General features: G+C 60.1%; 21 protein-coding genes. 13 read left to right on the top strand and 8 right to left on the bottom strand.

Going from position 1 to position 23,301, the window contains the following annotated elements; all coding sequences use genetic code 11:
- Window positions 1–139 precede the first annotated feature (139 nt).
- On the top strand, window positions 140–475 hold the full coding sequence (locus GDV60_RS11245) for a hypothetical protein (protein ID WP_029292897.1): 336 nt from the start codon (window positions 140–142) through the stop codon (window positions 473–475).
- Here GDV60_RS11245 and GDV60_RS11240 read toward each other — a convergent pair.
- Window positions 465–2,078 carry a hybrid sensor histidine kinase/response regulator gene (locus GDV60_RS11240; protein WP_159907191.1) on the bottom strand — a complete coding sequence of 538 codons (1,614 nt, stop codon included), beginning with the start codon at window positions 2,076–2,078 and terminating at the stop codon, window positions 465–467. The two genes, GDV60_RS11245 and GDV60_RS11240, sit on opposite strands and share 11 nt — an antisense overlap.
- 113 nt (window positions 2,079–2,191) lie before the next feature.
- On the opposite strand from GDV60_RS11240, the gene GDV60_RS11235 reads away from it, so the two are divergent.
- Entirely contained in the window at window positions 2,192–2,794 is a 603-nt protein-coding gene (locus GDV60_RS11235; protein WP_029292902.1) for a response regulator transcription factor, read from the top strand.
- Between the two features lie 217 nt (window positions 2,795–3,011).
- Window positions 3,012–3,503: a GNAT family N-acetyltransferase gene (locus tag GDV60_RS11230; protein ID WP_159907189.1), complete on the top strand. Its 492-nt coding sequence runs from the start codon at window positions 3,012–3,014 to the stop codon at window positions 3,501–3,503.
- Window positions 3,504–3,517: 14 nt separating this feature from the next.
- On the opposite strand, the gene GDV60_RS11225 is transcribed toward GDV60_RS11230, so the two are convergent.
- On the bottom strand, window positions 3,518–4,723 hold the full coding sequence (locus GDV60_RS11225) for a YgcG family protein (RefSeq protein ID WP_159907187.1): 1,206 nt from the start codon (window positions 4,721–4,723) through the stop codon (window positions 3,518–3,520).
- A 131-nt stretch (window positions 4,724–4,854) separates the two neighbouring features.
- On the opposite strand from GDV60_RS11225, the gene GDV60_RS11220 reads away from it, so the two are divergent.
- The 4 genes from GDV60_RS11220 (at window position 4,855) to GDV60_RS11205 (ending at window position 8,976) form a co-directional block, all read left to right on the top strand.
- Window positions 4,855–5,670, top strand: coding sequence for an alpha/beta fold hydrolase (locus GDV60_RS11220; protein WP_029292912.1), 816 nt, complete (start codon window positions 4,855–4,857; stop codon window positions 5,668–5,670).
- Window positions 5,660–6,826 carry a PAS domain-containing sensor histidine kinase gene (locus GDV60_RS11215; RefSeq protein WP_159907185.1) on the top strand — a complete coding sequence of 389 codons (1,167 nt, stop codon included), beginning with the start codon at window positions 5,660–5,662 and terminating at the stop codon, window positions 6,824–6,826. The genes GDV60_RS11220 and GDV60_RS11215 overlap by 11 nt, the downstream gene beginning before the upstream one ends.
- Before the next feature lie 221 nt (window positions 6,827–7,047).
- Window positions 7,048–7,836, top strand: coding sequence for a GNAT family N-acetyltransferase (locus GDV60_RS11210; RefSeq protein ID WP_104912125.1), 789 nt, complete (start codon window positions 7,048–7,050; stop codon window positions 7,834–7,836).
- A gap of 21 nt (window positions 7,837–7,857) precedes the next feature.
- Window positions 7,858–8,976, top strand: a complete 1,119-nt coding sequence (locus tag GDV60_RS11205) for an acyl-CoA dehydrogenase family protein (protein WP_133715776.1) — start codon at window positions 7,858–7,860, stop codon at window positions 8,974–8,976.
- Window positions 8,977–9,022: 46 nt separating this feature from the next.
- On the opposite strand, the gene GDV60_RS11200 is transcribed toward GDV60_RS11205, so the two are convergent.
- Window positions 9,023–9,406 carry a hypothetical protein gene (locus tag GDV60_RS11200; RefSeq protein ID WP_092235692.1) on the bottom strand — a complete coding sequence of 128 codons (384 nt, stop codon included), beginning with the start codon at window positions 9,404–9,406 and terminating at the stop codon, window positions 9,023–9,025.
- Window positions 9,407–9,553: 147 nt separating this feature from the next.
- On the bottom strand, window positions 9,554–11,119 hold the full coding sequence (locus tag GDV60_RS11195) for a murein L,D-transpeptidase (RefSeq protein ID WP_133715775.1): 1,566 nt from the start codon (window positions 11,117–11,119) through the stop codon (window positions 9,554–9,556).
- Window positions 11,120–11,156: 37 nt separating this feature from the next.
- On the opposite strand from GDV60_RS11195, the gene GDV60_RS11190 reads away from it, so the two are divergent.
- The 3 genes from GDV60_RS11190 to GDV60_RS11180 are packed head-to-tail and all read left to right on the top strand — an operon-like array spanning window position 11,157 to window position 12,983.
- Window positions 11,157–11,855, top strand: coding sequence for a murein L,D-transpeptidase catalytic domain family protein (locus GDV60_RS11190; protein ID WP_029292921.1), 699 nt, complete (start codon window positions 11,157–11,159; stop codon window positions 11,853–11,855).
- Window positions 11,856–11,899: 44 nt separating this feature from the next.
- Window positions 11,900–12,649, top strand: coding sequence for a creatininase family protein (locus GDV60_RS11185; RefSeq protein WP_029292922.1), 750 nt, complete (start codon window positions 11,900–11,902; stop codon window positions 12,647–12,649).
- 58 nt (window positions 12,650–12,707) lie between these two features.
- Complete coding sequence (locus GDV60_RS11180) at window positions 12,708–12,983, top strand: hypothetical protein (RefSeq protein ID WP_070996374.1); 276 nt, start codon at window positions 12,708–12,710, stop codon at window positions 12,981–12,983.
- On the opposite strand, the gene yfcF is transcribed toward GDV60_RS11180, so the two are convergent.
- Window positions 12,958–13,575, bottom strand: coding sequence for a glutathione transferase (gene yfcF, locus GDV60_RS11175; protein WP_371923823.1), 618 nt, complete (start codon window positions 13,573–13,575; stop codon window positions 12,958–12,960). The two genes, GDV60_RS11180 and yfcF, sit on opposite strands and share 26 nt — an antisense overlap.
- Before the next feature lie 124 nt (window positions 13,576–13,699).
- Window positions 13,700–14,245 carry a DUF924 family protein gene (locus tag GDV60_RS11170; protein WP_159907181.1) on the bottom strand — a complete coding sequence of 182 codons (546 nt, stop codon included), beginning with the start codon at window positions 14,243–14,245 and terminating at the stop codon, window positions 13,700–13,702.
- Between the two features lie 135 nt (window positions 14,246–14,380).
- Between GDV60_RS11170 and GDV60_RS11165 the strand changes: the two genes are divergently transcribed.
- On the top strand, window positions 14,381–15,544 hold the full coding sequence (locus GDV60_RS11165; RefSeq protein ID WP_133715772.1) for a DUF1624 domain-containing protein: 1,164 nt from the start codon (window positions 14,381–14,383) through the stop codon (window positions 15,542–15,544).
- A 1,834-nt stretch (window positions 15,545–17,378) separates the two neighbouring features.
- Here GDV60_RS11165 and metE read toward each other — a convergent pair.
- Together metE and GDV60_RS11155 are read right to left on the bottom strand one after the other, a co-directional pair.
- Window positions 17,379–19,667, bottom strand: a complete 2,289-nt coding sequence (gene metE / locus GDV60_RS11160; protein WP_092235679.1) for a 5-methyltetrahydropteroyltriglutamate--homocysteine S-methyltransferase — start codon at window positions 19,665–19,667, stop codon at window positions 17,379–17,381.
- Between the two features lie 121 nt (window positions 19,668–19,788).
- Complete coding sequence (locus GDV60_RS11155) at window positions 19,789–20,697, bottom strand: DUF4238 domain-containing protein (RefSeq protein ID WP_159907179.1); 909 nt, start codon at window positions 20,695–20,697, stop codon at window positions 19,789–19,791.
- A gap of 205 nt (window positions 20,698–20,902) precedes the next feature.
- Here GDV60_RS11155 and GDV60_RS11150 point away from each other — a divergent pair, with 205 nt between their 5' ends.
- Together GDV60_RS11150 and GDV60_RS11145 are read left to right on the top strand one after the other, a co-directional pair.
- A complete protein-coding gene (locus GDV60_RS11150; RefSeq protein WP_070995917.1) occupies window positions 20,903–22,000 on the top strand; it encodes a carboxynorspermidine decarboxylase in 1,098 nt (365 codons plus the stop codon).
- A gap of 29 nt (window positions 22,001–22,029) precedes the next feature.
- The gene (locus GDV60_RS11145; protein WP_029292938.1) at window positions 22,030–23,274 is read left to right on the top strand and encodes a saccharopine dehydrogenase family protein; all 1,245 of its coding nucleotides are present in this window, start codon (window positions 22,030–22,032) and stop codon (window positions 23,272–23,274) included.
- The last annotated feature ends 27 nt before the right edge of the window (window positions 23,275–23,301 follow it).

Raw genomic sequence — 23,301 nt, 5'->3', positions numbered from 1 at the left:
CACTTGTGCTAATCGACCCCGCAGGCGCCCGGCGCTATATTCGCCGGCACCCCAATGCTCCCCGCCAGCACGTCGAACTCGCCGTGCAAGGGATCGTTGTGCGTGTAAAAAACCAAAACAACCCCAAGGAAGAAGCGCCATGAAACTCCACTCCCCTGTTACCCGCCTTGCCCTGCTGGGCGCCCTGCTGATCGGCGTTGCCGGTTGCAGCAATATCAAACCCACCGAAGACCATCTCAAGACGCTCTCGGAAACCAATCTGGGTGAGCCGGTCAAGCGTGTTTCCAATGTACGCAGTGACTCCATGACCACCTATTACATCGCCAGCACCGCTTCCGGTGACTACAACTGCTCGGTGCCCAGCGGTGCCAGCGGCGGGATGTTTGCCGTGGCCAGCTTCGGCATGATGAAACCGGCTGCCTACTGCCAACCCAAGGGCGCCCGGGGTAACGGGTTGACGCCGTTTAACCAGTAACCGGCCCCTGGCTGAGCTCGCGCAGGGTGCCCCGTAGTTCAGCGGGGCGCACTGGCTTGGACAAAATGGCGATTTGCCGGTCGTGCAGGGCTGCCTGGATCCTCTCCACATCATGCCCGGTCAGAATCAGCGCCGGCACCGCCACGCCGCGCTGTGCACGCAACTGGTCGATGCACTCGATACCGGTAGCGTGGTTGCCCAGGTCATAGTCGGCGACGATGATGTCGCAATCGCTGACCAGGTTATGCCCGCTCGACTCCGCCTGCACCTCGCAGCCCCACCGTTCCAGCAATGCCTGGGTGGCCAGCAGCACGTTATGGTCATCTTCCACCAGGCACACTTTCAAACCGGTCAGCAGCCCCGCCTGGCGTGCATCGTCGCGCACCACGGGTTGCCGGGGCGCGGTCGCCAGGGGCAGGCCGCGCAGGCTGACCGAGGTGCCACGGCCCACCCGTGAGCGCAGCCCTACGTCCATGTCCATCAACAGCCCCAGGCGCTTGACGATGGACAAACCCAGGCCGACGCCTTCAACGTCTTTGTCGCGCAGGTGGCGGACGCGGTAGAACTCCTCGAACACCCGGGGCAGATGCTCCTGCGCAATCCCCCGCCCCTGGTCGTGAATCTCCACCATCAGCCCCCCGCCGCGCCGGCGCACGCCGACCAGCACCGGGCGCTGGCCGCCGTACTTGAAGCAATTGGAGAGCACGTTCTGCACCATGGTGGCCAACAATGCCGGATCAACCCGCACCCAATGGGCGCAAGGACGCAGGCGCAGTTCTACCCCGGCCCAACGGGCGGCTTCGGCGTTCTGGCGTAGCAACTCGGCCAGCCACTCGCCCAGGTGAACAACCTGGTACTTGGGGAGCAAGCGGCCGTTGTCCAGGGTGTAGAGATCGAGAATGGAGCGGAACAATTGCGAGACGTTAAGCAGCGAACGGTCGATATTATCCACCAGCCGCCGTTCTTCATCGCCCAGCCGTGCTTCACGCAGGCACGCGGTGAACAGGCCGATGGAGTGAATGGGTTGGCGCAAATCATGGCTGGCCTGGGCCAGGAAGCGCGACTTTTCCAGGTTGGCGGCGATGGCTTCTTCGGACGCCTTGCGCGTGCGCTCCAGCAGCAGGTGGGCGTAGACCGGGATTACCGTACTGGTGATCATCAGCATCAGCACCATAAAGGGTTGCGCCTGCCACAACGGTGTCAGCCAATACACGATCAGCAGCGCCAGCAACGCCAGGCCCGTGGCAATCGCCAGGTAGCGCGAGCCATAGCGCATGCCGTTGCCCAGGTTGACCCAGACCATCACCGCATACAGCGGCAACGCCGCCTCACCGCCGATCACCAGGCCGAACGAGGTGCCGGTGTAGTCGTGGATCATCCCGAAAATCCGCCGCGCCGGGTAATGCCCGGGCCAGCGCGCGATCACCTGGCGCAGCACAATCGAGGCCAGCAGGAACAGGCCGATATAGATCATCACCGGCACATAATGCGCCACCGACTGCCCCGGCAAAAAACCCAGCAGGCCGATGTACACCATGGCGCAGGCGGCTACCACAATACGCAGGTTGGCTTGATCCAGTTCGGCGTCTTTCACGAACTTCATGGGCAACGTCCTTGTACGGTCATCGTCATATCGGCGCGCCCGGCAGGCAGGCGCCGAGCAGAGTGTTAAAGTACCACGCCACAGGACGACCTGGCCCCAGGGAGGAGCACCCCATGACATGCCGCATCATCATCGCCGACGATCATCCAATGTTTCGCGAAGGCATGCTGCGCACGGTGCAACGCCTGCTGCCCGAGGCCTGTGTAGAACAGGCCGGCGACCTGGACACGGTGCTGCACATGCTCAAGAGCGGCAGCGACGTCGACACGCTGATCCTCGACCTGCGCTTCCCCGGCCTGACCTGCATCAGCCAGTTGGGCGAACTGCGCCAGCAACTGCGGCGCACCACATTGATCGTGGTGTCGATGGTCGATGACCCGCTGTTGATCGAACAGGTGATGGCGATGGGGGCCGATGGCTTTATCGGGAAGAACATCGCCCCCGAAGAGATCGGCCAAGCCCTGCTCGCCATCCGCCAGGGCGAGGTGCTGGTCAAGTTCGCACCTTCGGGGCTGTTGCCCCTGGACACCAACACCCTGACTGCACGCCAGCAGGAAGTGTTGCGGCTGATCGCTCAAGGCAAGACCAACAAGGAAATCGCCAAGGCCCTGGATATTTCGCCGTTTACCGTGCGCATCCATGTGTCCGGGTTGCTGAGAAGCCTTAACGTGCCATCGCGGGCAGCGGCAGCCGTCAAATACACCTCGCCCTTGTAGGAGCCGGCTTGCCGGCGATGGGCATAGGTATCTACAAAATCCAAGCAGATAAGGCTGTTGTGGCGAGCGGGCTTCGTGAGTTCTGAAAATTGTGTAGAGGTCTATGCCCATTGCCGGCAAGCCGGCTCCTACAGGGGTGGGTTTTGTTTGTGGGATTTTCGTCAGCGGCCCTACCCCGCTATCATGCTGCCCCTCGCTCAACCGCCCAGGAACCGCCATGCCCGCCCTCACCCTACGCAACGCCACCCCGGCAGATACCACTCGCTGCTATGAGATCGAAATCAGCGCCTACGAAGGTGACGAAGCCGCGACCCTGGAGAAGATCACCACGCGCATCGCCCTGTACCCGCAAGGTTTCCTGATCCTGGAAGTGGACGGTCAGGTGGTGGGCTTTATCAACGGCGGTTGCGCCCATGACGTGGTGATGTCGGATGAAGCCTTCAAGGAATTGGTAGGGCACGCGGCAGATGCGCCAAATGTTGTGATCATGTCGGTAGTGGTGGACCCTGCGCACCAGGGCAAGGGCTACGCCACGCAATTGATGACGGCCTTTGTGCAGCGCATGCGCGGGATGGGCAAGCAGACCATCCACCTGATGTGCAAGGAACAGCATGTGCCGCTGTACACACGCATGGGCTACCAGTATGTGCAGCCCTCGGCGTCAGATCACGGTGGGATGGCTTGGCATGAAATGGTCATGACGCTCTGAAACCGCAACGGGCTTCACCAACTCCCCGAAGCCCCGCCGCCACCGCTGGAGCCGCCGCCACCGGAAAACCCACCACCGGAACTGGAGCTGGAACTGGAACTTGAGCGGTCGCTGGAACCGCCGCTCGACCCGCCCGTACCCTGGCCATAGATGAACAGCGCCGCAAACGAACTGATGGGCAAGGCGAACATCCAGCCATCAAGCCCCATCTCCAGCAGATACCCGGCCGCGCCATACACCCCCAGCACCACCACCGACTGTAGGCAAAACCCCACCCGGCTGTTTTTCCAGGCGGCCTTCATTACCGCGAACAGGATCAAGTACAGGCCCAGCACCACCAGCACAGCCATCGGCCAGCCCAGCCAGTTCATAAAGGACACTTCGGTCAGGTAGTGATCCACCAGTCCCAGGCCGATGCTGTAGGCCATCAGCGCCAATACGCAATAAAACACCACCTTGGCCTGCCACAACGCGCCGAATATGGCCGCGCTGATCGACATGCAAAAGGGCAGCGCCACGATATAGATCGGCCAGGACTTGCCATTGATCGCGGCCAGCGCCGTCAGCAGCACGGTCACTGCCAGGACGCCGATCAGGCCGCGTCGCCAATGCAGCTTGCCCGAGGCCAGCAACACCCCGCCGACGGCGCCGAGGATCAGGGCCAGCAAGACTGCGGCCTCATCCACCGTCTCCCGGGTCTCGTCCACTGCGGGCAGGTCGCCGCCCTCGACCAACACGCTCAGGGCATCCACGGCGTGTTGCACACCGGCGGCGTAATCGCCCTGGCGAAACGCCGGGGTCATTTGTTCCTCGATAATCCGGTGGCTCAACAGGTCCGTGACCAGCCCTTCCAGGCCATATCCGACTTCGATCCGCACCTTGCGGTCGTCTTTGATCACCAGCAGCAAAATACCGTCGTCGATGCCCTTGCGCCCCAGTTTCCAGGCGCGGAACAGCTCGGTGGTGAACGTTTCAAGGTCGGCGTGCGCCGTAGTCGGCAGCAACATCACGGCGATCTGCGCGCCCTTGCGCTGTTCGAGGTCCGCAAGCTGGTCGGTCAGGCGCTGCTGGGTCGAGCTGTCCAGGGTGTGGGTCAGGTCGATCACCCGCTGGTTCAGCGCCACGCTCGCCCATGGCGGCGGCGCCGTTTGCGCCAAAGCCAGCGCAGCCAACACCATGACCAGCAGGCCCAAGGCCGATTGCCGTAAAAACCGCGCCATACTGGATACCTGACGTTTCGTCCTGAAAGCGCCGACTTTACCCTATCAACGCTATACCTAGTGACCCCATGCGGATGACTCTCTAAACTGACGGCAAAACTTCATAGCAACACGCCACTACGAGCGCGCCCATGGACCTTCGACATCGCAACAACGTCAACGTAGTGGGCAATGGTTCCTCCACACTGGTGTTTTCCCATGGTTTTGGCTGTAACCAGGCCATGTGGAATTACCTGCTGCCCCATTTCGTCGAACGCTTTCGCGTGGTGCTGTATGACCTGGTAGGGGCCGGCCTGTCTGACCCGGCGGCCTACGACAAGGCAAAATACGCCACCCTGGATGGGTACGCCGCGGATCTGAATGAGATCATCGATGGGTTCGCCAGCGGCCCGGTGATCCTGGTGGGCCATTCGGTCAGCGCCATGATCGGCACCCTCGCCGACCGCGCCGCCCCCGGGCGCATCGCCGCCCATGTGATGATTGGCCCTTCCCCCTGCTATATCGATGCCGACGACTACGTGGGTGGGTTCAAGCCCGAAGATATCCAGTCGCTGCTCGACACCCTCGACAGCAACTACCTGGGTTGGTCCAGCACCATGGCTCCGGTGATCATGGGCGCGCCAGGGCAACCGGCCCTCAGTGAAGAACTGACCAACAGCTTCTGCCGCACCGAGCCCGAGATCGCCAAGCAGTTTGCGCGGGTGACGTTCTTGTCGGATAACCGCGCCGATATCGGTGGCCTCACCACCCCCACACTGATCCTGCAATCGACCGATGACCTGATCGCCCCGGTCTGCGTGGGCGAGTACCTGCACCGTGTGCTGCCCCACAGCCGCTATTGCCTGATCGACAATGTGGGCCATTGCCCGCATATGAGCGCAGCAGCGGCCTGCGCGGCCGCGATGGATAGCTTCCTGATGCCATGGACCGCTGCCCATGACCAGTGACACATTGCCCGATACCCTGGCGCTATTCGACGGCGCGGCCTGTGCGCTGGCCGTCAGCGCCGAAGACGGCACGCTCCTGCGGGTAAACCAGTGTTTCAGTGACTGGGTGGGCATGACGGCGGATGAACTGCACGGGCGACGTTTCCAGGACCTGCTGACCATGGGCGGGCGCATTTTTCATCAAACCCATCTTGCCCCGTTGATGCAGGTACAGGGCCGTGTCACCGAGGTCAAGCTCGACCTGCGCCATCGTGACGGCCACACCGTGACCGTCCTGCTCAATGCCATCAAGCGCGACCACCCCGACGGCGTGCGGCACGAACTGGCACTGTTCGGCACCACCGACCGCGACAAGTACGAACGCGAGCTGCTCAACGCACGCAAGTTGGCCGAAGCCCTGCTGCTGGAAAAAACCGCCGCCGAGACCGCGCTCCAGCAAGCCCAAGCCGAACTCAACGAGGCCTATATCAAGGCAAAGCGCCGGGCGCTGTTTGCCGAGCAAATGGTCGCCATCGTCAGTCACGACCTGAAAAACCCGCTGACCGCGATCAAGATGGCCTCCGATTTCCTCGCCCGTGGTGAGCGCACCGCCAAGGAAACCCAATTGATTGGCCATATCGGTCAGTCATCGGAGCGCGCCCAACGGATGATCGCCGACCTGCTGGACTTCACCCAGGCACGGGTCGGCGTGGGCATCGCTGTCACCCCCGCTGCGCTGGACCTGCATGACGTAACCCGGCGCGCCGTGGACGAGCTGCGGGTGGCCTTTCCCCGCGCCACCCTGGTGCATCACACCGTGGGCCCTGCCGATACTTGCCTGGATGGCGACCGCCTGCAGCAAATCATCGGCAACCTGGTGGCCAATAGCGTGGCCTACGGCGACCTGCAACACCCCATCACCATAACCTCACGCTTGGGCCACGACGGGGCCAGCCTTTCGGTGCATAACCATGGGCCGGTGATTGCCGATGCGTTGATGAGCGTGCTGTTTGAGCCCATGACCCGAGGCACCGATAAGCACACCGATGTGCGCAGTGTCGGGCTGGGGCTGTTTATCGTGCGGGAAATTGCCAAGGCCCATGGCGGGGATGTCGTCGTCAGTTCCCAGGTGGGGAGTGGCACGATGTTTACGGCTTGCTTCCAGGCGCAGCATTGACGCTTCGAATAGCCACCCACTGAATTCGCTTCAACTGCCGCTGCATATTGAAACAATACGCTTTGCTGTAAATTTCAAAATCCGCCTGTGTGCCCCGCCTTATTAACAGCGCATATCTCCCAAACACTTCGGACTTTCCTTATGCCGCCGATCAACGGGGCACATTAGTATTTTTTTACCGCTATCAGGCAGCGGTTAAATAAATCTAAAACGGAAGTCACATGCGATCAATAACAACATCCAGTGACAGCAACCCCAGTGCAAATAAAATCCATGCCAAGTTGACCGTGAGTCTTGCCGGCACACCGCAAGAAATACGTGAGGCACAACGTCTACGCCATAGAGTTTTCACTGAGACTTTCCAGCTTTCCGAACGGGTCAGCTGCCACGAACTTAACATCGATGAGTTTGATGACTATTGTGACCACTTGATTGTGCGCGACGCCCAGACATCGTGTGTAGTGGGCGCCTATCGTTTGATGAGCCCGACAGTCGCGCAACGCATGGGACGATACTATTGCGAACAGGAATTTGACCTGAGTCGTCTAAATCATTTACGACCGCGCATTGCCGAAGCGGGACATGCCTGCGTCCACCCGGATTACCGTAGCGGCAGCGTCATCATGCTGTTGTGGAAGGGTTTGGCCATGTATATGCAGCGTGAACACTGCGATTATCTGGTGGGGTGCGCCAGCGTGAGCCTGGCGGATGGCGGCCACAATGCTGCGGCGCTGTATCAGGCGTTCACTGCACAAAGTTTTGCCCCAACCGACTATCGGGTGACGCCTTACAACCCATTTCCCGTGCATGTCCCTGCAACCGGACATGTTCCACAGATGCCGCCGCTGCTAAAAGGCTATTTGCGCTGCGGTGCTTGGGTAGGTGGTGAGCCGGCCCGGGATCCGGACTTCAATACAGCTGATTTCTTTATGTTGTTGCCGCTATCGAAGTTGGACGGCCGTTATGCGCGCCATTACTTAAAAGCAGATAACCCAACAACCCCCTCCTAAACCTTAAAGAAACCAACCGATATGTTTTTACACGAAGAAAGAAACACTGCCTTCGAGTGGATGCCGGAGATGGCAGCCGCTCTTGAAACTGCCTCACTTCTTGATCTGGAACGTGGCAACCCTCAGCAACTGGCCAACATGTTTCGAACATTCGGCCACCCCGCACTTACCATTGCCAAAGAACTGGGTGGCGCAGGTGCCAGCGCATCAAGCGTCGCGAAACTGCATACGTGGGTCGGCGCGCATTGCCCGTCCCTGGCAATCATGATGACCATGCATCACCACACCGTTGCCGGAATGATGGCCGCCAGGCAGTTCTTTCCTGATATTCAGGGGTTGTTGGGCTTGATTGCACGCGACAACTTATTAGTTGCCTCCGGGTTTGCCGAAGGACGCACGAATGCGCCTATCTTGGAATCAACAATGACCGTCGAAAAAACCCTCGGCGGCTACCTTGTCAACGGAAGCAAGAAACCGTGCACGATGACCCATCACTTCGACGTCATAACGTTTGGCGTCAGTTGCCTTGATCCTGAAGGCCACGCCCAAATCGGCATCGGTGTGGGATTTGCCGGTGATCCAAGCATTGAGCGCAAGAACTTCTGGGCTGTACCGCATTTGCAGGCGGCAGACAGCCATGAAGTTATTTTCAATAACTTGATGGTTCCCGAAGCCATGATGTGTTTCAGCGCCACCATCGATGATCAACTCGATGATGCTCAACAAGGAACGGGCAACCATTGGTTCGCCATCTGGTTTCAACTGCTGGTCAGCGCGTCCTACCTGGGAATGGCATCTGCGCTGGCATCACGTGCATTGGCTGGTAACAAAGGGTCGCAGGAGAATCGGGCGATGCTGCTCATCGACCTGCAGGGCGCCACCATGGCCTTGCGCGGTCTGGCGGCGTCGATTGACGACAATCGATTCTTGCGCCGTGATTTGGCGCACGCACAGGCAACCCGGTTTGCCATACAGGAGGCCGTAAACCGCATTAGCACGCACGCTTTCGAAATCCTGGGAGGAATGGCTTTCATGTCTTCAGAAGAGATCGCGTACCTGCTGGTTGCCACGCGCTTGCTGGCATTCCACCCGACCTCCAGGCTTGCCAGCACCGCGTTCCTGTGTGAACAACTGAGCTAAGGAGCCGCCTGCCAGAGCCGGGCCTGCGGCAAGCCCTCGACTGGTCTTATGGGTAACTCACCGTCACCAGGTAGGCCCCTGAGCGCAACGGTTTGCCCGCCGCATCGTTCAAGCGGTATTGCCGATCGAAGTAACGGCCATCGCCTGTGGTTTCAGTCACCAGCTTGACCTTCACTGGCGAGTGGTCCACAGCGCTGACCGTGCGAACCGGTTCGACGATATGGGCGCTGATATCACCTCCCGGTGCAAACATCGGGCAGCCACTCAATGCCAATGTCGAGCCAACTCCCCCGCCCGTACTGCACGTTGCCTCGACGATGCTGCCATGAAACTGGATGACACCTTGGGCCACGGTGGTTGCTGCTTGGCCACTGCCGCTGACGAGCGCGAAAAACAGGCTGATACCAACTGCCAAACCTTGACTGCTCATAGTGAACGCTCCTGGGTATGTACCCATCACGTCGGCAGGCCTGGTCAGTTTCTTGAGCAATTGAGAAATACCTGATGGTTATTTTCTCAAGGATGCCAACCGGGTCTCATATTGCGCAGATACCCGGCGGCTTTTAGGTGGGACCGCCTACAGGACCGCGCCCAGCGCCTTCAACAACACCCCATCGCGGCTATAGATATCCGGCGCGTACAGCAACGCACCCTGGCTATCCACTTGCACTGTCCAGTAGCCCAGCAATACGGGCACCGGCGTGGCCAGGCGGAACTCATGGGTCACCCCGGTGGCCAGCAACTCCTCGGTACGCGCCTTTTCCGCCGGGTTCACCAGCAAATCACGCAGCAACATCGGTTGCTCCACCCGCACACACCCCGAGCTGAACGCCCGTGGCCCCTTGCTGAACAACGGCTGGCTGGGCGTATCGTGCAGGTACACGGAGAACGGGTTGGGGAACCGCATGACAATCTTGCCCAGCGGGTTACGCGGGCCGGCGTCCTGGCGCAGGAGGATATTGCCGGGGTGCGACCAGTCCACTTCTTCGGGCGAGAGTGCGCGACCTTCACTGTCGAGCACCTTGAGGTTCTGCTGGCGCAAGTACTCCGGGTTAAGGCGAATGGCTGGCAGCTTGTCCTCGCGCATGATGGTCGGCGGGATCGTCCAGGTCGGGTTGAGGGTCAACCGCGTGATGCGCGATTTAAGCAGCGGCGTTTGCCGTTCGGCGCGGCCCACCTGCAAGCGCGTCTGCCACACCGGGACGCCGCCCTGGTAGACGCTCAACTGCGCAGCCGCGACGTTGACCAGAATGCCGTCTGGCTCCAGGTCCTGGGCCAACCAGCGGAAGCGTTCGAGGTTGACCCGCAGTTGCTCGCGCCGCACCGCCGGGCTGACGTTGAGCTCGGCCACCGTCCCCGGGCCGATCACACCATCGGCTTGCAGCGAATGGCTGGCCTGGAAGCGCTTCACTCCCTCGACCAACTCATTGGTGTATTGATTGCCCTTGGGCACGCTCGCCAGGTAGCCGCCACTGACCAGGCGTGTGGCCAATGCCGGCACCCGTGGGTCGTCCCGGCCAGGGCGCAACAACGGGCCGTCTGCGATCACGCCCCATTGCGCCAAGGGTTGCAGGCGCTGGGTGGCGTAGGCTGCGCGCAGGCTGCGGTACAACTGGGCGCTGGGCCTGGCCTGGTCAAACGCCGCGGGCATGTCGGCAAGCCCGGCGCTGGCCAGTGCCAGCACGGCAAGGGCCGGGTCCTCGCTCGGCGGCTGGGAATGCCACAGCGGCTCGTAATGGGCCTGCTGCAAACGGCCGTAATGCAAGTCATGCAGGGCTTGCAGATAGTGCTGGGTGGTTTCGAAGTCGGTACACAGCACATTGCCAGTGCTTGTCGTGTCGGGCAGCCGGTAATGCGCCGGGTCAAGGCCGTCGTCGGCCAGCAACAGCAACTGCTCCTGCAACGCCTGCCGGCGACCATCCACCCTCCAGAGGGGCGTATTGCCTTGTTGCTGGTAAAAAGCCTGTAGCCGCAGCTCGGCTGGCGTATCCAACTGAGTGGCTAAACCGGGGCAGACGCTCGACAACTGCCCAAGTGCCAGCTGTACTGGGTTTGACGGCTCGAGCAGCGCTTCATCGGCCGTGGCGACCAATGGTGCTACGAGCAAGCAAAGGCTCAAGTAACATGCAGTTTTTTTGAACAATGGCTTAGCTCCAATCTACGGCGGAGATGCTCGATAAATGCTGAATATTGACTGCCGACTCGGCCTGATCGCCGCCGCCCTGGCCGCGTTTTGTACGGGTGCCTTCGCAGAGAATGCCAAACCTCATACCTTGTATAGCAGCCTGGCGCGCTCGGCTCCAGAACTCAATCCCGCAGTCCTCAAAAGCGCCCTCAGCGCCATGCAGTGTGCCGTCAATAATGGCCAGGAACGCTCCGAACGCCTGGCAGTGATCGACTATTCGCAACCTTCGACCGCCCGTCGCCTGTGGATTTTCGATCTGCGCCAAAAAAAGCTGGTACTGCGCGACCTGGTGGCCCACGGGCAAAAATCCGGGGAAAACTTCGCCACCCAATTCTCCAACAGTGAAGGCAGCCATCAATCCAGCCTTGGCCTGTTCCGCACCCAGGAAAGCTACCAAGGCGCCCACGGCTACTCGCTGCGCATGGACGGCCTGGAGCCGGGCTTCAATGACCTGGCCCGCGACCGCGCCATCGTGATCCATGCCGCCGACTATGTCAGCCCGTTGTGGAGCAAGCGTGAAGGCCGCATCGGCCGCAGCCAGGGCTGCCCCGCCGTGCGCCCGCAAGTGGCGCGCCAGGTGGTGGACAAGCTCAAGGATGGGCAGTTCATGTTCTCCTGGTACCCCGACCAGCGCTGGCTCAAGTCCTCGGCCTACCTCAATTGCAAACCGCGCCAGATCGCCAGCGCCGGTTGAGGTAGTATCTGGAAGGCCGAGCCTGACCAGAGAGAGGACCTGAAATGCTTTTGCACCAGTCAACGTGGATCGAGATTGGCCAATTTCTCGACCGCAGCCGCACCGTGGTGATCCCCATTGGTTCCAACGAACAACATGGCCCCACGGGCCTGCTGGGCACCGATTGGATGTGCCCGGAAATCATTGCCCATCAAGCACAAAAAGACGCCGATATTCTGATCGGCCCGACATTCAATATCGGCATGGCCCAGCATCACCTCGGGTTCCCCGGCACCATCTCCCTGCGGCCGTCGACGTTTATCGCCGCCATTGGCGACTGGACCCGCTCCCTGGCGGCCCATGGCTTCGAGAAAATCCTGTTTCTCAATGGCCATGGCGGCAATATCGCCACCATCGAAGCCGCCTTTTCCGAGCTATACGCCGAGGCCAGCTTCGCCCGCCGCCCCGCCGGCTTCGCCTTGAAACTGTGCAACTGGTGGGACTTGGAAGGCGTTGGCGAACTGGCACGCGCGCAGTTCCCGACCGGACATGGCACCCATGCCACGCCTTCGGAAATCGCGATTACCCAGTGGGCCTACCCGGACTCGATCAAGACGGCAGACTACTCGCCCCGGATTGCCCCCGCCGGCCCGATCCGCGAGGCCCAGGACTTTCGCGCCCGCCACCCGGATGGGCGCATGGGTTCCGACCCGGCTCTGGCAACACCAGAAAAAGGCGGTGAACTGGTGGCCCTGGCTGCCAAGGGCTTGGTAGCGGCGGTGCATGCATTCAGCGGCGAAGCCATGCCTGACTGACGCCATCCCCTGTAGGAGCCGGCGTACATACAACAAAATCTATAAGAAGGACCTGTCCATGAAGCCCCATCAGAAGACTTTTGATCGCATCCGCAACGCTGTCCTGCCGGAGTTTCGCGAGCGCGTTGCCGACTATTTGGTGGAGTACGAAACCGTCCTCCAGGCCCCCGCTGTCGATACCCTTCAGGCCTGCGCCGCCGCCCAGCAGCTGCGCGGTTATCTGCGCGGTTTGAACACCACCCGGGTGCTGGGCATGGAAGACTGGGAAGACCTCGACCGCCGCGTCGCGCAGGAATGGCCGCTGGGCACTACAGCGCCGGGCGTGCCTGATTGACCCACGCCTGCACCGAAGGGCGCTGCCACTGACGCTGGGCGTACGCCACCAACGGCGCGGGCACTGGATCGCCGTTGAGGATCAGCCGGTTGAGCATCACGGCCAGGTCCACATCGGCAATCGACCACTGGCCAAACAGATAGTCATCCCCGGCGGCCAGCCAGTGCTGCGCAGCCGCAATCAGCTTGTCAGCCGCCACCTGGGCCTGGGTGGATAACGGGCCGTACTTGATCCCGCAAAACACCACCAGCGTGGAGCGCTCCTGGCGGATCGGCAGCAAGTCACTGCGCAACCACGCCTGGATCTGCCGCGCCCGCGCGCGTTGACGTGGCTCCGTGGGGTAAACCGGCACCTGGGGGAACACCTCGTCCAGGTACTCGGTAATTGCCGACGATTCGGACAAGGCAAACCCGCCCTGCTCCAGGGTCGGCACACGCTGGGTCACGGACAACCCGGCAAACGCCGGGGCCTGCTGCTCCAGCGCATCAAGGTCGAGGGTGTGCACCTCGAACGACAAGCCTTTTTCCTGCAGGGTCACAAACACCGACATCGCATACGGGCTAGTGAACTGGGCATCGACATACAAGCGCATCGGCAGGTTCGTCACGGCGGCATCTCCTTGGGTGGACAGCCACGCTACGAGATGTGCGGCGACAAATACAATGCAGCTTTTTTATGGGGGCATTCCTCGGCGGAATACGACCGGTTCCTACACCCTATCCGGAAAACCCACCGCCCTGAAGAAACGCCTCCTCTTCCTCAGTCGTCACCCGGCCCAACGCTGCATTGCGATGGGGGAACCGGCCGAATCGCTCGATGATGTCGGCATGTTCCTTGGCCCAGTGGTAGGTATTGGCATCGAGTTGTTTATTCAATGCCAGGGAACGCTGCTGGTCATCGGGTTGTTCTGAATGCTCGAAGGGCAAGTAGCAGAACGCGCGCAATGTCGGGTCGATCAGCCGGTCCATCCCCGCGTCGATCATACGTGCGGCGTACACCCTGGCCAGTGGATCGGTGGCAAACATATGGGCGGTGCCCCGGAAGGTATTGCGCGGGTATTGATCGAGCAGGATCAGCAACGCCAGCGCGCCTTCGGGTTCGTTCACCCAATGCTCCAGTTCACCCCTGGCCGCCTGGAAATGGGCCTCATGGAAGCGTGCGCCGAACTCGGCATCGAACTGTGCATCTTTCTTGAACCAGCGTGCCGGGCCCGCCGCCATCCAGAATTGCACGACAGCTTTGAAATCAATCGGGGCGCTCATAAATGACTCCAGGGTCGTCAAGGTCTATGCCCTACCCTAGCATTCGCAGGGGGCGATTCCGACTCAGAACGCCACGACGGCCTCCAATGTTATAAGATAACCAACCTTTTTCCTTCCCACCGGCGACCTTGCACCATGACTGACGCTGTTCCCGCTGCCAACTCACGCCAACGCCTGCTTTCCATCGACGCCCTGCGCGGTCTGGTGATCCTGTTCATGTTGCTTGATCACGTGCGCGAAACGTTTCTGCTGCATCGGCAAGTCAGCGACCCGATGAACATCGACACTACGGAGCCGGCGTTGTTTATCAGCCGTACCCTGGCCCACTTGTGTGCGCCGGTGTTTGTGTTGCTCACGGGCCTGTCAGCGTTTCTGTACGGCGAAAAATACCAGGGCCGCGGTGACGTCTCGGCGTTTTTGTTCAAGCGCGGGCTGTTTCTGGTGGTGCTGGAATTCACCCTGGTGAACTTCGCCTGGACCTTCCAACTGCCTCCCAGCGTCATCTATATGCAGGTGATCTGGGCCATCGGCGTGAGCATGATCGCCCTCGCGGTACTGGTGTGGTTGCCACGCCCGCTGCTGATCGGCCTGGCACTGGTGATCATTGGCGGGCATAACCTGCTCGACGGCGTGCATTTCGCAGTGGGTTCGGCGTTGCACATTCCCTGGGCGATCTTGCATGAACGTAGCTGGATCGAAGTGAGCGACACGCTGCGCTTGCGCACGACGTACCCGGTGCTGCCGTGGATCGGGGTGATTGCCCTGGGTTATGGCATCGGCCCGTGGTTTTGCGGCTCGATGGCGGCGGCGCGACGTCAGCGTTATCTGTTACTGGCCGGCGTTGGCGCGCTGGTAGGCTTTGGGGTGTTGCGCCTGATCAATGGCTATGGTGAGGCGCCATGGCAGATGTACGACAGCCAGGTACAGACGCTGATGAGTTTCTTCAACATCACCAAATACCCACCTTCACTGCTGTTCCTCGCGCTGACATTGGGTGTGGGGCTGTTGTTGCTGCTGGGCTTCGAACGCGCCGGGCAACGTCGCTGGATCGGCACCCTGGCAGTGTTCGGCGCGGCACCGATGTTCTTTTATCTGCTGCATTTGTATGTGTTGAAAGTGCTGTATGTGATGGGCGTGGCCTTGTTTGGCCTGAACCAGGGGACGCACTTTGGCTTCGACAACGTGGCATCGGTGTGGCTGGTGGCGTTGCTGCTGCCCCTGGCGTTGTACCTGCCAGTGCGCTGGTTTGCCAGGCTCAAAGCCCGGCGGCGGGATATTGCGTGGCTCAAGTACCTGTGACCAAAGATGGTGACTGAACTACCGCTTTCGCGGGCAAGCCCGCTCCCACAGGGGGGCTTTGTTGGGCATAGAGTTTTGTGCCACACCACCATCAAATGTGGGAGCTGGCTTGCCTGCGATAGCGGTACATCTGCCACCAAAAAGGGTGACTGAACCACCGCTTTCGCGGGCAAGCCCGCTCCCACAGGGGATCTCGGGACGGCAGGGAATTTTGCATACGCTGCAAAACAAAGGTGGGAGCTGGCTTGCCTGCGATGGCGGTGCAACTGCCACCAACGAGGGTGACTGAACCACCGCTTTCGCGAGCAAGCCCGCTCCCACAGGGGATCTCGGGGCGGCAGGGAATTTTGCATACGCTGCAAAACAAAGGTGGGAGCTGGCTTGCCTGCGATGGCGGTGCATCTCCCACCAAAAAGGGTGACTGAACCACCGCTTTCGCGAGCAAGCCCGCTCCCACCAAGGATCTCGGGACGGCAGGGAATTTTGCATACGCTGCAGAACAAAAGTGGGAGCTGGCTTGCCTGCGATGGCGGTGCAACTGCCACCAACAAGAGTGACTGAACCACCGCTTTCGCGGGCAAGCCCGCTCCCACAGGAGGGCTTTGTTGGGCATAGATTTTTGTGCCACACCATCATCAAAAGTGGGAGCTGGCTTGCCTGCGATGGCGGTGCACCAACGAGAGTGACTGAACCACCGTTTTCGCGGGCAAGCCCGCTCCCACCAGGGATCTCGGGACGGCAGGGAATTTTGCATACGCTGCAAAACAAAAGTGGGAGCTGGCGTGCCTGCGATGGCGGTGCAACTGCCACCAACGAGAGTGACTGAACCACCGCTTTCGCGGGCAAGCCCGCTCCCACCAGGGATCTCGGGACGGCAGGGAATTTTGCATACGCTGCAAAACAAAAGTGGGAGCTGGCTTGCCTGCGATGGCGGTGCAACTGCCACCAACAAGAGTGACTGAACCACCGCTTTCGCGGGCAAGCCCGCTCCCACAGGGGATCTCGGGACGGCAGGGAATTTTGCATACGCTGCAGAACAAAAGTGGGAGCTGGCTTGCCTGCGATGGCGGTGCAACTGCCACCAACGAGGGTGACTGAACCACCGCTTTCGCGAGCAAGCCCGCTCCCACCAGGGATCTCGGGACGGCAGGGAATTTTGCATACGCTGCAAAACATAAGGTGGGAGCTGGCTTGCCTGCGATGGCGGTGCAACTGCCACCTACGAGAGTGACTGAACCACCGTTTTCGCGGGCAAGCCCGCTCCCACCAGGGATCTCGGGACGGCAGGGAATTTTGCATACGCTGCAAAACAAAAGTGGGAGCTGGCGTGCCTGCGATGGCGGTGCAACTGCCACCAACGAGAGTGACTGAACCACCGCTTTCGCGGGCAAGCCCGCTCCCACCAGGGATCTCGGGACGGCAGGGAATTTTGCATACGCTGCAAAACAAAAGTGGGAGCTGGCTTGCCTGCGATGGCGGTGCAACTGCCACCAACGAGGGTGACTGAACCACCGCTTTCGCGAGCAAGCCCGCTCCCACAGGAGGGCTTTGTTGGGCATAGATTTTTGTGCCACACCACCATCAAAAGTGGGAGCTGGCTTGCCTGCGATGGCGGTGCAACTGCCACCAACGAGAGTGACTGAACCACCGCTTTCGCGGGCAAGCCCGCTCCCACAGGGGATCTCGGGACGGCAGGGAATTTTGCATACGCGGCAAAACAAAGGTGGGAGCGGGCTTGCCTGCGATGGCGGTGCAACTGCCACCAACGAGGGTGACTGAACCACCGCTTTCGCGGGCAAGCCCGCTCCCACAGAGGGCTTGGGGTTAGGTGCTGCTATGCCAGTTCGGCGCGCAGTTGCCGTGCAGCGGCGACCATATGAATCAGCGCCGCCTCCGTCTCTGGCCAGGCGCGGGTCTTCAGGCCGCAGTCGGGGTTGACCCACAGTCGTTCGGCCGGGATGCGCTGGGCAGCCTTGCGCAGCAGGTTGGCCATTTCCGAGGCGTCCGGTACCCGTGGCGAGTGGATGTCGTAGACGCCCGGGCCAATGTCATTCGGGTAAGCGAAGGCTTCGAACGCGTCCAACAATTCCATATCCGAACGCGAAGTCTCGATGGTAATCACATCGGCATCCATCGCCGCGATGGACTCGATCACGTCGTTGAATTCGCTGTAGCACATATGGGTGTGGATCTGGGTTTCATCCCGTACTCCAGAGGCGCACAGGCGGAAGACTTCGGTCGCCCAGTCCAGGTAGTGTTGCCACTGCGCCCGGCGCAGGGGCAAACCTTCGCGGAACGCCGCTTCATCAATCTGAACGATCTTGATACCCGCCGCTTCCAGGTCCAGCACTTCGTCACGAATCGCCAACGCCAGTTGCCGGGCCTGCACTTCGCGGCTCACGTCCTCCCGCGGGAATGACCACATCAGCATGGTCACAGGGCCAGTCAGCATGCCTTTCATCACCTTGTCGGTCAGGCCTTGGGCGTAGCGGATCCACTCCACCGTCATGGCTTTCGGACGGCTCAGGTCGCCGAAGATCACCGCCGGTTTCACACAGCGCGAACCGTAGCTCTGCACCCAGCCAAAGCGGGTGAACACATAGCCATCCAGTTGCTCGGCAAAATATTCCACCATGTCGTTACGCTCGGCCTCACCGTGCACCAGCACGTCCAGGCCGAGGTTTTCCTGCACTTCAACGGCGTGCTTGATCTCGCTGTGCATCGCTTCGACATATTCAGCCTCGCTCAACTTGCCGGCCTTGAACGACTGGCGCGCCAGGCGGATCGACGCGGTCTGCGGGAACGAACCGATGGTAGTGGTCGGAAACAACGGCAGGTCGAGGCCGGCGCGCTGCTTGGCGATACGCTGGGCAAACAGCGACTGGCGTTGGCTGTCTTGGGCGGTGATGGCCGCAACACGCGCTTGTACAGCCGGTTTGTGGATCCGTGGCGAAGCCGCACGCGCTGCCTGCACGGCACGGCTTTGGGCCAAGGCCGCCACGACGTTCGCGGCTTCTGGCTGGTTGATAGCCTGGGCCAGCACGGCCACTTCTGCGCACTTCTGCACGGCGAAGGCCAGCCAGCTCTTCAGCTCGGCATCAAGCTTGTCTTCACGCCCCAGGTCAACCGGGCTATGCAGCAACGAGCAGGACGGCGCGACCCACAAGCGGTCACCCAGGCGTTCATGGGCATGCCGCAAGGTGGCCAGGGCATTTTCCAGGTCGCAGCGCCAGACGTTACGCCCGTTGACTACGCCTAGGGACAGCACCTTATAAGCTGGCAGGCGATCGAGAATCGTCGGGTACTGTTCAGGTGCACGCACCAGGTCAATGTGCAGGCCATCGACCGGCAAGTTGGCCGCCAGGCCGAGGTTTTCTTCCAGGCCGCCAAAGTAAGTGGCCACCAGTTTCTTCAGGGGGTCACGCTGGATCAGGTTGTAGGCGCGCTCAAACGCATTTTTCCAGTCCTGGGGCAAATCGAGCACCAGGATCGGCTCATCAATCTGCACCCACTCCACGCCCAGGTCCGCCAGGCGCTGGAAGATCTGGCCGTACAGCGGCAGCAAGCGGTCGAGCAGGTCGAGCTTGTCGAAGTCCGCGCCCTTGGCCTTGCCCAGCCACAGGTAAGTCAGCGGCCCGATCACTACCGGCTTGACGGTGTGCCCCAGGTCGCGGGCTTCTTTGACTTCGTCGAACAGTTGATCCCAGCCCAGATGGAACTGCTGGTCAGCGCTGAATTCGGGCACCAGGTAGTGGTAGTTGGTATCGAACCACTTGGTCATTTCCTGGGCGTGGGCCCCGCCGCAGCAACTGTCGCTGACACCACGGGCCATGGCAAACAGGGTATGCAAGGTGGCATGGCCGTCGGCCGGGCGAAAACGCTCGGGGATCACCCCGAACATCAGTGAGTGCGTCAGCACCTGGTCGTACCAGGCAAAATCGCCGGCGGGCAACAACTCGATGCCGGCCTGTTTCTGCAGGTCCCAGTGGCTCTTGCGCAACTCACGGCCGACAGCGCGCAGGCCGGCTTCGTCCAGTTCGCCCTTCCAAAACGCTTCCTGCGCTTTTTTCAGTTCACGATCGCGTCCAATGCGCGGAAATCCGAGGGAATGAGCGACTGCCATGACAAAAAACTCCAATGTGTTGATAGGGGAGCTATTGTCGGCAGGTGGTCATAGTGAGGCAAACTCATATTATTCTAGATGATCACGAAATATCCTCATGAAGATCCCTATAACCGCTGAGCTACACCAGCAACCCCCGACCCGATTGCTCGCCATTGGAAAGTACAACAAAGGAGTCTTGGGACTTCCGCTCAGCAAATGTCTGTTGGATGAAACGGGGTCGCAATGCCAATAGTTGCTCTTTCTTACCCACAATAAACTGGCGGGCACGCTCTACCGTCATATTGTTGGCAATAGGGGTTAACTCTTGAGAGACACTTTCAATGCTTGTGATCCTCTTATTTTTACTAAAGTTCGGATCATTGGACGGACGCCCCACCAACAAAATTTCTGGTGTTAACGGGATATAGACTCCCTGCTGATTGCTAGCAGTCAGTGTCATGTCGAACAGCGGACGATCACCGATCAATAGCGGCTCTTTCGTGGGGCCATGAAGAGTAAAGCTCCAGCTTTCAAACTGCTGAATTTTTGTCGCATGCAGACTTCTAAAATGGTCGACAACCTGCCGACCAATAGACTCGTCCGAACAGTCCGGGTTTTCCTCTCTGATCAGCGTTTCAAGACAACTGAACTCGTAGGCACTACGAAAGCCCAGCATGATCGCTGCCCCGATAAAACTATCCCGCGCTTTATCTTTTATAGCGTCGTATTGACCTTTCAATATTTGGTCCGTGACCGCAGCTAGGTCGCTTTCGCCCTGTGAGAACCAATCCTCCAGCCATTCGTCCCGATAGGCTGTCCCCTCCTTCGTATAACGTACCGGCACATACCGAAATTCCTTGATCGCAAAACTGGCGTTTTCACCTTTACGGAACTGGACTGTGCCTGAGTTGCAATCCAACACCCAGTAGCCTTTTTTGCCTTCGTTTTCTGCCAGCCAACGCTTGAGTAACCCCTTGGGTACTGTGTGGTTTTTATGCTTGGCCGATTTGCCCGCCAGGTTGGTCGTAACACCCTTTTTCTTTGCCATGAAACATTCCTTTGATCGCACGGTAAATATTGGGCACGCCGAATGGATCATCCTCCCGAGCGCGCCACGTCAACGTAGAACAGTCATAGTGACAGACTACAGTGGCCACTACCCTGCAAAATCCGCTGACGAACCTTTCGATCTGCCCCAAGTGCGGGCACAATGCCTGTCCTTTTTTGGCAGGCTCCGCCACAGGCTCTGAAAAATGATCAAAACCCCGTATTACCTCATCGACAAACAGAAACTTCTGACCAACATGCAGAAGATCGCCTACGTGCGCGAGCAGTCCGGCGCCAAGGCGCTGCTGGCACTCAAGTGCTTTGCCACCTGGTCGGTGTTCGATCTGATGCAGGAATACATGGACGGCACCACGTCCTCGTCGCTGTACGAGCTCAAGCTCGGTCGCCAGAAGTTCGAAGGCGAAGCCCACGCCTATAGCGTGGCCTGGGCCGACGACGAGATCGAGGAGATGCTCGATAACTGCGACAAGATCATCTTCAACTCCATCAGCCAGCTGCAGCGCTTTGCCGAGCGCAGCGAGGGCAAGACCCGTGGCCTGCGCGTCAACCCGCAAGTGAGCAGCTCCGACTACCTGCTGGCCGACCCGGCGCGCCCCTTCAGCCGCCTGGGCGAGTGGGACCCGGTGAAGATCGAAGGCGTGATCGAGCAGATCTCGGGCTTCATGTTCCACAACAACTGTGAGAACGGTGACTTCGAGCTGTTTGACAAGATGCTGGGCACCATCGAAGAACGCTTCGGCGCGCTGCTGCACAAGGTCAACTGGGTCAGCCTCGGCGGTGGCATCCACTTTACCGGTGAAGGCTACGCAATCGATGCATTCTGCCAACGCCTCAAGGCGTTCTCGCAGAAGTACGACGTGCAGGTGTACCTGGAACCCGGCGAAGCGGCGATCACCAACAGCGCTTCCCTGGAAGTCACCGTGCTCGACACCCTCTACAACGGCAAGAACCTCGCCGTGGTCGACAGCTCCATCGAAGCCCACTTGCTGGACCTGCTGATCTATCGCCTCAACGCCAAGCTGGCGCCAAGCACCGGCGAGCACACGTACATGGTGTGCGGCAAGTCGTGCCTGGCCGGGGACATCTTCGGCGAATACCAATTTGATCAGCCGCTGGCCATCGGCGATCGACTGTCGTTCATCGACACGGCAGGCTACACCATGGTCAAGAAAAACTGGTTCAACGGCCTGAAAATGCCGTCCATCGTAGTGAAACAACTCGACGGTACAGTCGAAGTGGTTCGTGAATTTGGTTACGACGACTACCTGTCCAGCCTTTCGTAAAGCGGACAGATAAAGGAGAGATAAAGCAATTGAAAAAGAACGTTCTTATCATTGGTGCAGGAGGTGTCGCCAAGGTGGTGGCCCACAAGTGCGCGCAGCACAACGACGAACTCGGTCGGATTGCTATCGCGTCGCGCAACATCTCCAAATGCCAGGCCATCATCGACAGCGTCAAGGCCAAGGGTAGCCTAAAGGTACCCGCCCAGATCCAGGCCTTTGCGCTGAACGCTTTGGACGTGGAAGCGACCAAGGCACTGATCCGCGAAACCCAATCGCAGATCGTCATCAACGTCGGCTCCGCCTTCCTCAACATGTCGGTACTGCGTGCCTGCATCGATACCGGCGTGGCTTACCTGGACACCGCCATCCACGAAGAGCCGGGCAAGGTCTGCGAGACCCCGCCGTGGTACGGCAACTACGAGTGGAACCACCTGGAGGAATGCAAGCAGAAGAACATCACTGCGATCCTCGGCGTGGGTTTTGACCCAGGTGTGGTCAACGCCTATGCGGCGCTGGCACAACAACAGCATTTTGACCGCATTGATTCGATCGATATTCTCGACGTCAATGCCGGCAGCCACGGCAAATATTTCGCCACCAATTTCGACCCGGAAATCAACTTCCGCGAATTCACCGGACAGGTGTGGAGCTGGCAGAACAGCCAGTGGACCAGCAACACCATGTTCGAAGTCAAACGTACCGACGACCTGCCGGTAGTCGGTTCGCAGAACCTGTACCTGACCGGCCACGATGAAGTGCACTCGTTGTCGAAAAACCTCGACGTGCCCAACGTGCGGTTCTGGATGAGCTTCGGCGAACACTACATCAATGTGTTCACCGTGCTGAAAAACCTCGGCCTGCTCTCCGAGAAGCCGGTCACCACCGCCGAAGGCCTGGAAGTGGTGCCATTGAAACTGGTCAAGGCCGTGCTGCCTGATCCGTCTTCCCTGGCACCGGGCTACACCGGCAAGACCTGCATTGGCGACCTGGTCAAGGGCACCAAGGATGGCCAGCCGCGCGAGCTGTTCATCTATAACGTGGCCTGCCACGAAGAAGCCTATGCCGAAACCGACAGCCAGGGCATTTCCTACACCGCCGGCGTGCCGCCTGTAGCCGCAGCGCTGCTGGTAGCCCGTGGCGAGTGGGACGTGCAACGCATGGCCAACGTCGAAGAACTGCCAGCCGAGCCGTTCCTCAAGGCGCTGGACGTGATGGGCCTGCCGACCCGTATCAAGGACGAGAAAGGCGACCGCGCCTGGGATGCTATCGCCTGATAGCGTCTTGTTCCCAAGATCACTCCC

The organism is Pseudomonas sp. DTU12.1, from assembly GCF_009873475.1.
Lineage (GTDB): Bacteria > Pseudomonadota > Gammaproteobacteria > Pseudomonadales > Pseudomonadaceae > Aquipseudomonas > Aquipseudomonas proteolytica.
The sequence above is the reverse complement of the archived record's forward strand: the minus strand, read 5'-3'. Positions and strand labels throughout refer to the sequence as shown.

Coding starts and splice junctions, on each gene's coding strand:
- GDV60_RS11220 (WP_029292912.1), top strand. CDS start 4,855: ATGGACCTTCGACATCGCAACAACGTCAACGTAGTGGGCAATGGTTCC.
- GDV60_RS11165 (WP_133715772.1), top strand. CDS start 14,381: ATGACTGACGCTGTTCCCGCTGCCAACTCACGCCAACGCCTGCTTTCC.
- GDV60_RS11245 (WP_029292897.1), top strand. CDS start 140: ATGAAACTCCACTCCCCTGTTACCCGCCTTGCCCTGCTGGGCGCCCTG.
- GDV60_RS11170 (WP_159907181.1), bottom strand. CDS start 14,245: ATGAGCGCCCCGATTGATTTCAAAGCTGTCGTGCAATTCTGGATGGCG.
- GDV60_RS11200 (WP_092235692.1), bottom strand. CDS start 9,406: ATGAGCAGTCAAGGTTTGGCAGTTGGTATCAGCCTGTTTTTCGCGCTC.
- metE (WP_092235679.1), bottom strand. CDS start 19,667: ATGGCAGTCGCTCATTCCCTCGGATTTCCGCGCATTGGACGCGATCGT.
- GDV60_RS11150 (WP_070995917.1), top strand. CDS start 20,903: ATGATCAAAACCCCGTATTACCTCATCGACAAACAGAAACTTCTGACC.
- GDV60_RS11235 (WP_029292902.1), top strand. CDS start 2,192: ATGACATGCCGCATCATCATCGCCGACGATCATCCAATGTTTCGCGAA.
- GDV60_RS11185 (WP_029292922.1), top strand. CDS start 11,900: ATGCTTTTGCACCAGTCAACGTGGATCGAGATTGGCCAATTTCTCGAC.
- GDV60_RS11240 (WP_159907191.1), bottom strand. CDS start 2,078: ATGAAGTTCGTGAAAGACGCCGAACTGGATCAAGCCAACCTGCGTATT.
- GDV60_RS11190 (WP_029292921.1), top strand. CDS start 11,157: ATGCTGAATATTGACTGCCGACTCGGCCTGATCGCCGCCGCCCTGGCC.
- GDV60_RS11230 (WP_159907189.1), top strand. CDS start 3,012: ATGCCCGCCCTCACCCTACGCAACGCCACCCCGGCAGATACCACTCGC.
- GDV60_RS11180 (WP_070996374.1), top strand. CDS start 12,708: ATGAAGCCCCATCAGAAGACTTTTGATCGCATCCGCAACGCTGTCCTG.
- GDV60_RS11225 (WP_159907187.1), bottom strand. CDS start 4,723: ATGGCGCGGTTTTTACGGCAATCGGCCTTGGGCCTGCTGGTCATGGTG.
- GDV60_RS11155 (WP_159907179.1), bottom strand. CDS start 20,697: ATGGCAAAGAAAAAGGGTGTTACGACCAACCTGGCGGGCAAATCGGCC.
- yfcF (WP_371923823.1), bottom strand. CDS start 13,575: ATGCGCTTGTATGTCGATGCCCAGTTCACTAGCCCGTATGCGATGTCG.
- GDV60_RS11210 (WP_104912125.1), top strand. CDS start 7,048: ATGCGATCAATAACAACATCCAGTGACAGCAACCCCAGTGCAAATAAA.
- GDV60_RS11215 (WP_159907185.1), top strand. CDS start 5,660: ATGACCAGTGACACATTGCCCGATACCCTGGCGCTATTCGACGGCGCG.
- GDV60_RS11205 (WP_133715776.1), top strand. CDS start 7,858: ATGTTTTTACACGAAGAAAGAAACACTGCCTTCGAGTGGATGCCGGAG.